The sequence below is a fragment of the Acinetobacter sp. UBA2063 genome, assembly GCF_002333245.1.
Lineage (GTDB): Bacteria > Pseudomonadota > Gammaproteobacteria > Pseudomonadales > Moraxellaceae > Acinetobacter > Acinetobacter parvus.
On sequence record NZ_DDAH01000046.1, the window covers coordinates 1 to 4374 of the forward strand.

The window sequence follows — 4374 nt, forward strand, 5'->3', positions numbered from 1 at the left end:
ACCTTTGACTATACTTTTTGTACTTTCTGAGCAATCACTTTCGGCTTTTCTACAGGAACAGGTTCAATTTTTTTCTTCTCTACAGGTTTAGGTTCTACCTTAGGCTTGATCGGTTCCACTTTTGCAGGAGGTGGAGGTGTATCCTCTTTAATCGTTAAAAGTCTAACCTTTAACGGCTCTTTCTTAATTGGTTTTAACTCCATCGTTTTCATGTGGCTGACCGCCCACAGAACTCCCACATGACCCATCACGACCACCACGAGGGCGGCAAGGATTTTTTTCTTCATCGGATGAGATGTATTCAATAGTGCAGGAGATTGACTCATGAGAATCTAGTTACCTAATAGATGGTGACGCTTTAAAAATAAAAAAACGATTTCACTCATCGGATAGAACAATGAAAGTGCCGTAATAATAAATGAGAAGTGTTTTCATTTGCAACTGTTTTTTGTGAATCATGCTCAACAAATTGATAAATATACACTTAATAAAATAAAATGTTATAACATAGCATTATTAGCATAAAAAAAGCATGCTTAAAAGCATGCTTTTTTAAAAATCTATTTGATTTAGAAAACAACCGTTTTATTACCATCTACAATAATTCGATCTTCTAAATGCCATTTTACAGCGCGAGCCAATACATTACGCTCAACATCTTCACCTAACTCACGTAACTGTTCTACATTGTAATCGTGGCTAACACGTTCAACATCTTGTTCAATAATTGGACCTTGATCGAGATCAGCAGTCACGTAATGTGCTGTTGCACCAATCAACTTCACCCCTTTCTCATACGCTTGCTTATAAGGATTTGCACCTACGAAAGCAGGTAAGAATGAATGATGAATATTGATAATCTTCATTTCCCACTTGGCAACAAAGTCTTCACTCAAAATCTGCATATAACGCGCCAGAACCAATAGGTCATTGCCTTGCATCATTTCATCAATTTGCGCATAAGCTTCGACTTTATTGTCTTTATTGACTGGTACAACATGGAATGGAATACCAAAATTTTCAACTGATTCACGCAAATCTGGATGGTTTGAGATGACTTGGGTAATTTCACATGGCAATGAGCCACGTGCATGGCGCCATAATAATTCCAATAAAGCATGGTCCACTTTAGAAACCAGAATCCCGACTTTCTTCAATTCACCCACGAAAGTCAGTTTCCATTGCATTTCATAGCGATCTGCAACATTGGCCGCAAAGGTTTGCATCAGGGCTTCTTTACGGGACTGAAAATGATCCAGCTCAAACTCAACACGCATAAAGTAACGTCCGCCTTGAGCTTCTGTTGCGTACTGATCAAGTGCGGTAATGTTTGCTCCCTGATGATACAAAAAGCTCGATACAGCTTGCACGATCCCTGGCTTATCTTCGCAAGTAATCAGTAGTCGTGCCGTATGGGCAGTAGTCGTGTTCATGTGGTTAATATCACTTATTCGAATCAAGTTAAAATCAAGCCGAGCATTCTAGCGCTTTTTTGTCATTGACTAAATAGGTGAAGCCTACTCATCGTCGTCATTTTTAAGGTTGGAGAGGCTGGCAAACAATTCTGATGGACCGAGTGAGCGCAGCAACTGCTCGTAGGTCTGACGGCTTTCCCCCATTAAATATGGACCTTCCAGGAAAACCATTTGACGCAGTGCCTGCCAGACCCACTTTTCCTCCAGACGGTTGTTGTCACTGATATGGCCCGACATATACAAAAAGTTGGTCCAGTTGGTCAGCACAATCCAAAGGTTGATGATCAATGCCTCAATTTCCGAGTCCGTCATTTTCATCAGGCCAGCATCCACGAATGCACGGTAAATTTTCTGGCCCTGCTGCATCACCTGTCCAGCAAAGCGAGGATAGATTTTTCTGAAGTCTTCATTATTTTCAACAAGATGATAGACATCACGGTGAATAAAGCGATAAGCCCACAACTGATTACTCAAAACTTGGAAATAACTGATTTTATCATTGGCATTTAAAGGTCGATCTGTTGGTAATGCCAGCATTTCCAAAGTTTCAGCCTGATATTGCTGCGCCAATTCTTTAATAATTTCCTGTTTATTACGGAAGTGATAGTACAGATTGCCTGGGCTAATTCCGAGTTCAGCAGCAATATGATTGGTTGTGACCGAACGTTCTCCACGCTCATTAAACAACTGTAAACTGATATGCAGAATTCTATCTTTTGTTTTATTCGGTTTAGCGTGCGACATTGAGTTTAACCATCTATAACATTATCAATAGGTTATAAAACAAACCTATAAAGCGACTTGACAATTTAGAGTATTTACTCTAAAAATTAAAAAATAATAAGCTTTCTTTTGGTCCACTCCTATGAACAGTCAAACAAAAACAACCGCTATGACACCTCATGTTGATGTGCAACGGTTACATGATTTGCTTGAGCAGCAGCAAGCAGCCTACCAACGCCATCCTGTACCAAGCGCCAAAGAACGTATTGAACGCTTAGCCCGACTTAAAAACATCTTGGTAAAATATCAAGATCAATTTGCGAACGCAATCAGTCAGGATTATGGCAACCGTGCCATTATGGAAACCAAGATTGGTGAAGTTCTTACCTGTTTAGAACATATCAAGTACTATAGCAAGAACCTGACTGAATGGATGCAGCCCTCTAAGCGCCACATCAGCATGTTACACCAACCTGCAAAAGGCTGGGTACAGTATCAGCCATTAGGCGTGATCGGCATTATTGCACCGTGGAACTATCCACTGCTGCTTTCAGTTGGCCCACTGATCTGTGCATTGGCTGCGGGTAACCATGCCATGATCAAGATTTCAAGTGCATCATCAAACTTCGGTTATGTGCTTGAAAATGCCCTTTCTGAAGCATTCCCTCAGGAACTTGTGAGTGTTATCAATGGTGGTGGCGCGATTTCAGATGCCTTTAGTCATTTAGCATTTGATAAATTAATTTTCACAGGTTCAACCTCTGTCGGCAAAACCGTGATGGCTGCCGCTTCACAGAACCTTGTTCCTGTAATTCTGGAACTAGGTGGAAAATCGCCTGCTCTTGTACATTCGGCAATGAATATTCGTGATGTGGCACAACGTATTGCGGTAGGCAAGCTCTGGAATGCAGGCCAGACCTGTGTTGCGCCTGACTATATGTTCCTGCCTAAAGGCAAGACCGCAGAGTTCACAAAACACTATCAGGATTTTGTGAACACCATGTACCCAACACTGCGTGACAACAAGGACTATACCTCTATTGTCAATGACAAGCAGTACAACCGTCTGCAAGGTTATCTGGAAGATGCACGTGACCAGGGCGCAAGTATTGTTGAGTTAAACAGCAAAAATGAGCCTTTAACTGAGGTCCGTAAAATTGCCCCTACACTCTTGACGGGTGTGACCACCGAAATGGACATCATGAAGAATGAAATCTTCGGCCCTATTCTGCCTATTTTAGAATATGAGCACATTGAAGACGCGATTCAATTCATCAACAGCCGCCCACGTCCATTGGCTTTCTATTATTTTGACATTGACAGCGCACGTGCGGACTATGTTGCTGGACGCACCCATTCAGGACACTTCGGTATCAATCAGGTACTGACCCATGTGGCACAGGATGACCTGCCATTCGGGGGTATCGGTGCGTCAGGTATGGGTAAATACCACGGCAAGGAAGGCTTTTTCAGTTTCTCACATGAACGCTCAGTGATGTCTAATCCAGTCAGTCCAAAACTGTACAGCCTCAAATTTATTTTGCCGCCGTACAATAAAGCAGCGCACAAACTGCTTTTGAAAACCCTATTTCGTTAAGCTGATCAAGGCATGATCTATTACACGATATCATGCCGTGTTTTTACTAAATTCGCTTGTCTTTTAATCGTATTTTTGGTATAAAACGCCCCTTGAATGATTTCATCCGTTTACTTGAATGGCTAGTTGCACGAAACCGTGCTGTATGAACTAGCAATGGAGTTCACCATGTCTAAGGTTTGCCAAGTTACCGGCAAGCGTCCAATCGTTGGTAACAACGTATCGCACGCAAACAACAAAACCAAACGCCGGTTCGAGCCGAACCTGCACCACCACCGCTTTTGGTTAGAAAGCGAAAAACGTTTTGTACGTCTTCGCTTAACCACTAAAGGTATGCGTATTATTGATAAATTGGGTATCGAGAAAGTTGTTGCTGATCTCCGTGCTCAAGGTCAAAAGATCTAAGGAGTCTGAGCAATGCGTGATAAGATTCGTCTCGTTTCTACAGCTGGTACTGGTTATTTCTATACCACAACTAAAAATAAACGTACTATGCCGGAAAAGATGGAAATCAAAAAATTTGATCCAAAAATCCGTCAACACGTAATCTTCAAAGAAGCTAAAATTAAATAATTTTAG

General features: G+C 41.6%; 5 protein-coding genes and 1 pseudogene. 3 read left to right on the forward strand and 3 right to left on the reverse strand.

The features are described from left to right. Positions 1 to 11: 11 nt before the first annotated feature. The 3 genes and pseudogenes from B4H32_RS02290 to B4H32_RS02300 all read right to left on the reverse strand — a co-directional run. Positions 12 to 326: pseudogene (locus B4H32_RS02290) on the reverse strand (hypothetical protein); the annotation flags it as partial. A gap of 243 nt (positions 327 to 569) precedes the next feature. Next, positions 570 to 1433: a formyltetrahydrofolate deformylase gene (gene purU, locus B4H32_RS02295; RefSeq protein WP_286799639.1), complete on the reverse strand. Its 864-nt coding sequence runs from the start codon at positions 1431 to 1433 to the stop codon at positions 570 to 572. 84 nt (positions 1434 to 1517) lie between these two features. Further along, positions 1518 to 2219, reverse strand: coding sequence for a TetR/AcrR family transcriptional regulator (locus tag B4H32_RS02300; RefSeq protein ID WP_286799640.1), 702 nt, complete (start codon positions 2217 to 2219; stop codon positions 1518 to 1520). 121 nt (positions 2220 to 2340) lie between these two features. Between B4H32_RS02300 and B4H32_RS02305 the strand changes: the two genes are divergently transcribed. From B4H32_RS02305 to rpmG, 3 genes are all read left to right on the forward strand, one after another. After that, positions 2341 to 3795, forward strand: coding sequence for a coniferyl aldehyde dehydrogenase (locus tag B4H32_RS02305; RefSeq protein WP_286799641.1), 1455 nt, complete (start codon positions 2341 to 2343; stop codon positions 3793 to 3795). A 168-nt stretch (positions 3796 to 3963) separates the two neighbouring features. Beyond that, complete coding sequence (rpmB, locus tag B4H32_RS02310) at positions 3964 to 4200, forward strand: 50S ribosomal protein L28 (protein WP_004649871.1); 237 nt, start codon at positions 3964 to 3966, stop codon at positions 4198 to 4200. A 12-nt stretch (positions 4201 to 4212) separates the two neighbouring features. Beyond that, positions 4213 to 4368: a 50S ribosomal protein L33 gene (rpmG, locus tag B4H32_RS02315; protein ID WP_003654787.1), complete on the forward strand. Its 156-nt coding sequence runs from the start codon at positions 4213 to 4215 to the stop codon at positions 4366 to 4368. The last annotated feature ends 6 nt before the right edge of the window (positions 4369 to 4374 follow it).

Excerpts from the sequence above, each read along its gene's own strand:
- purU (WP_286799639.1), bottom strand. The coding sequence starts at position 1,433 with ATGAACACGACTACTGCCCATACGGCACGACTACTGATTACTTGCGAA.
- B4H32_RS02300 (WP_286799640.1), bottom strand. The coding sequence starts at position 2,219 with ATGTCGCACGCTAAACCGAATAAAACAAAAGATAGAATTCTGCATATC.
- B4H32_RS02305 (WP_286799641.1), top strand. The coding sequence starts at position 2,341 with ATGAACAGTCAAACAAAAACAACCGCTATGACACCTCATGTTGATGTG.
- rpmB (WP_004649871.1), top strand. The coding sequence starts at position 3,964 with ATGTCTAAGGTTTGCCAAGTTACCGGCAAGCGTCCAATCGTTGGTAAC.
- rpmG (WP_003654787.1), top strand. The coding sequence starts at position 4,213 with ATGCGTGATAAGATTCGTCTCGTTTCTACAGCTGGTACTGGTTATTTC.